Genomic DNA, 3,894 nt, shown 5'->3' on the forward strand with positions numbered 1-3,894 from the left:
AGACATCTGCCTATTCTAGCTTATAAAGGGTATAACAAGAGCGGATTTGGTATGATAACTGATAACTGGTCACTGGCAAAAAAAGATATTTGACGAATCATTTCTGATTGGTATATATCAAGGATAGGTAATAAATAATTATTCCCTGTGTTTGAGTGTTAAAGTTAAATAAGTTGGTCAGAAATTGACTTGAACGTTAAACAATAATGCACCTTTAAACCTATGTTAAACATCCCTGGTTTTAGCCAGCATTCAACTGTAACCAGTTTAGGAAAAATAGTCTACTACACCGCAGACGATGCTCCTTGGTTCGATAATCAAACAGAAGAGAAATCCCGACCAACATTGGTTTTTTTACACGGTTTCGGGGGTGGTTCAAGTGCTTACGAATGGTCTAAAGTGTATCCTGCATTTGCCAGCGAATACCGGATTTTAGCACCAGACTTAATCGGTTGGGGACTTTCAACCCATTTAGAAAGAAACTATCGCATTGAGGATTATTTAACGACAATTACGGAATTTCTCGAAAAAACTTGTGAGTCACCAGTAACAGTAATCGCCTCATCTCTAACGGCAGCTTTAACCATTAGAGTCGCTATTTCTCGTCCCGATTTATGTAAATCCTTGATTTTGACCACACCAGCAGGATTATCAGATTTCGGGGAAAATTATACTCGGAGCTTTTTTGCTCAATTAGTCAGTACCCCAATTATAGACCGCTTCTTCTATGATTTTGGTGTGGCCAATGAACTAGGAATTCGTAATTTCTTAGAACAGCGTCAATTTGCTAATCCAAAAAGAGTTTATCCCGAAATTGTTTCAGCTTATCTCGAATCAGCAACCCAACCCAACGCAGAATACAGTGCGCTATCTTTTGTACGAGGAGATTTATGCTTTGATCTTTCAGAGTATATAGAACAATTAACCGTTCCTACTGCTATTATTTGGGGGAAAAAATCTCAGTTTACAGGTCCTGATATTGGACAACGGTTAGCACAAATGAATCCTACAGCGATTCGAGCTTTTCAAGTAATAGAAGAAGTTGGTTTAACCCCTCAATTAGAACTTCCTGAGGTAACTATTGGTTTAATTCGTAAATTTCTCACCTCCGAACTCCTAACATCCAACTCAGCTCAGTAATATTTCGGAGAAGCTTATGATACGATGGAGTCTGCTCATGGAGTAACAGTGTGTGAGGAAAACAGTGATGACAGTGCAGAATCAGGTCAACACTCAAGGAAACATAGCCCAGACATTCTGGTTAACCTTGGTCAAGTACGGTGGATTAATAGGGTTAATTTGGCTTGTTTTCTGTTGGCCAGCGCAAGCAACCAGAGAACTACGCATTGCAATCAAGAAAGGGGTTAGTGCGGTGCAAGTGGGCAGTTCGACCCCCGCCATTGTGAGGGATGCTGGTGGGCGACAAATCGGTAATCTAGCTGCTCTCGATGGCTTTACCGTTAAACCGAGAGGCAGCGGTGTAAATCTCAATCAATGGAATTCTAGCTATTTAATCATCGAACCAAAAGAAGATGGAGTGGTTTGGATCGGCGATCGCTGGTATCGTGGAAAAGTCCGAGTGATTCGTCAAGGAAGAGGGGTAACTGCACTCAATTTGGTAGATGTAGAAGAATATTTATACAGTGTAGTAGGAGCTGAAGCTTATCCCACCTGGCCCCAAGAAGCCCTAAAATCTCAAGCAGTTGTAGCTCGTACCTATGCTCTCTACAAAGCATCTAAGGCAAGTAACCGCTACTACGATTTAGATACCACCACCAACACCCAGGTCTACAAAGGGTTAGAAACAGAATTTGTTACCACCCACGACGCAGTTAAAGCTACTTTAGGGGAAGTTTTGACCTACAACGGGAAAGTCATTTTATCGGCGTTTCATTCCTCTTCTGGAGGACATACAGAAAACGTCGAGGATGTTTGGACTTCCCCTCTGCCCTATTTACGGGGTGTGGTGGATTACGATCAACTAGCCCCTGTGTTTCAATGGAATAGAAGCTTTAGTGCCTGGGAAATGGGCCGTCTCATTGGCGGTGTGGGAGCGGTGCGATCGCTTATTCCCGAAAAAACTACTCCCCACGGACGCATTATCACCATGAAAATTGTTGGTAGTCGTGGTTCTCGCCGTATTACAGACGATCAGCTACGCAAGGCATTGAAGCTTAAAAGTACCCTATTTACTATTTCTAATAACAATGGAACTTTTAGCATTCAGGGGAGAGGTTATGGTCATGGTATTGGTTTAAGTCAATGGGGAAGCCATTATTTAGCGCAACAGGGTATTCCTTACTATCAGATTTTGAATCATTACTACAAAAATGCCCGATTAACTAACTTGAGACAGTGAAGCAAGCTGAGTTCGGTGTTAGGAGTTAGAACTTAAGTTGTTAAGCATCTAAACTGATTTAAAGTCTTCTAAATAACATTAAACCCAAAAAAGTTCCTGCAAATCCCCATAGCAAACTCATTGTTGTATAAATTAATAATAAGCCATATTCTTGATTTCTTAATAATAAATTATTCTCCAAAGAAAAAGAAGAAAATGTGGTAAATCCTCCACAAAACCCTGTTACTAAAAAAAGTGTCCAGTAGGGATGGGTGGGAAATCTCTCAATCAGGCTGATTAAAATACCAATAACTAAGCAACCCAGTAAATTAACTGTTAACGTTCCCCAAGGAAATACGGTTTCGATTTGCTCGTTAATTATTTTACTAATAGCGTAACGGCAACAACTACCCACACCACCACCTAAAAATACAATCAACCATGATAAAAAATCCATAGTAAAGATAGAAAAAAATTATTAACTGTTAATGATTTTAGTATCAATTTCTACGAAATATGAGTCAGAAATAAGATAAGTTTATGCTTGGAGGTATATATAATTATCGATGCGAATTGAGCAACTACAAGCATTCTTAGCGATCGCAGAAACGGGAAACTTTGGACAAGCTGCCAATAAGTGTGGGATTACACAGTCCACCATTAGTCGGCAAATACAAGCTCTAGAAGCTAACTTAGGGGCTTTATTGTTTCACCGTTCCAGCCAAGCTACACTGACAGTAGCAGGGGAAAAGTTGTTGCCAAGGGCAAGAAAAATATGTCTAGAATGGATAACTGTTGGACAAGAAATTAAGGACTTACAAGCAGGAAAACAGCCGGAATTATGTGTTGCAGCCATTCACTCGGTTTGCTCTCATTTTTTACCACCAGTATTACAAAAATTTTGTTTAGATTACCCTCAAGTTCAACTACGAGTAACAGCTTTAGGAAGCGATCGCACATTAAAGGTTTTGAGGGACGGTTTAGTAGATATTGCGATCGTTATGAATAATCGTTTTTTGACCACCAGTCCTGAGATGACTGTTGATTTATTATATGAAGAAAAAATTGATATTTTGATGGCTTGTGATCATCCCTTAACTAACTACAAAGAGGTTCCCCACACAGAATTGCTTAAGTATCCTCAAGTGGTATTTAAAGACGGTTATGGGATGCAGAGATTACTACAGGAATGGTGTTCAACTTATAATTTAACCATCAACGCAGTGATGGAATTGAATACCCTAGACGCTTTTCGCGGAGTAGTCAGACAAGGAGAAATGGTCGCCCTGTTACCAGAAACCGCTTTAGTAGAAACTAAAAAAGACAGCAGTTTGGCGGTGCGTCCTTTAGTTCCTATGGTAGATGAGTCTAACCCAAAATCTCCTCAACAATTAACCCGTCAAGTGGTTTTAGTGTCCACCAGCGATCGCATAAATATTCCTCCCATTGCTCATTTTTGCCATCTGGTTCGTCAACAGGCTGAAAATTTTAACGATCCCACCGTTAACTAAATGTCGGGAGAAGTCCCTCACTATAGCTAAGGCGGACACATCGAA

The 3,894-nt window shown here is 40.2% G+C and carries 4 protein-coding genes; 3 read left to right on the forward strand and 1 reads right to left on the reverse strand.

The window, feature by feature from the left end:
- The first annotated feature begins 222 nt into the window (after positions 1-222).
- Both P9B04_RS16300 and P9B04_RS16305 read left to right on the forward strand, forming a co-directional pair.
- A complete protein-coding gene (locus P9B04_RS16300; RefSeq protein WP_342056041.1) occupies positions 223-1,140 on the forward strand; it encodes an alpha/beta fold hydrolase in 918 nt (305 codons plus the stop codon).
- A gap of 67 nt (positions 1,141-1,207) precedes the next feature.
- Complete coding sequence (locus tag P9B04_RS16305) at positions 1,208-2,359, forward strand: SpoIID/LytB domain-containing protein (protein WP_342056042.1); 1,152 nt, start codon at positions 1,208-1,210, stop codon at positions 2,357-2,359.
- A 58-nt stretch (positions 2,360-2,417) separates the two neighbouring features.
- Here P9B04_RS16305 and crcB read toward each other — a convergent pair whose 3' ends face one another.
- On the reverse strand, positions 2,418-2,795 hold the full coding sequence (gene crcB, locus P9B04_RS16310; protein ID WP_342056043.1) for a fluoride efflux transporter CrcB: 378 nt from the start codon (positions 2,793-2,795) through the stop codon (positions 2,418-2,420).
- Between the two features lie 109 nt (positions 2,796-2,904).
- Between crcB and P9B04_RS16315 the strand changes: the two genes are divergently transcribed.
- On the forward strand, positions 2,905-3,849 hold the full coding sequence (locus P9B04_RS16315; protein WP_342056044.1) for a LysR family transcriptional regulator: 945 nt from the start codon (positions 2,905-2,907) through the stop codon (positions 3,847-3,849).
- Positions 3,850-3,894 lie beyond the last annotated feature (45 nt).

This window comes from Crocosphaera sp. Alani8, assembly GCF_038442745.1.
Taxonomy (GTDB): Bacteria; Cyanobacteriota; Cyanobacteriia; order Cyanobacteriales; family Microcystaceae; genus Crocosphaera.

Excerpts from the sequence above, each read along its gene's own strand:
- P9B04_RS16300 (WP_342056041.1), top strand. The coding sequence starts at position 223 with ATGTTAAACATCCCTGGTTTTAGCCAGCATTCAACTGTAACCAGTTTA.
- P9B04_RS16305 (WP_342056042.1), top strand. The coding sequence starts at position 1,208 with ATGACAGTGCAGAATCAGGTCAACACTCAAGGAAACATAGCCCAGACA.
- crcB (WP_342056043.1), bottom strand. The coding sequence starts at position 2,795 with ATGGATTTTTTATCATGGTTGATTGTATTTTTAGGTGGTGGTGTGGGT.
- P9B04_RS16315 (WP_342056044.1), top strand. The coding sequence starts at position 2,905 with ATGCGAATTGAGCAACTACAAGCATTCTTAGCGATCGCAGAAACGGGA.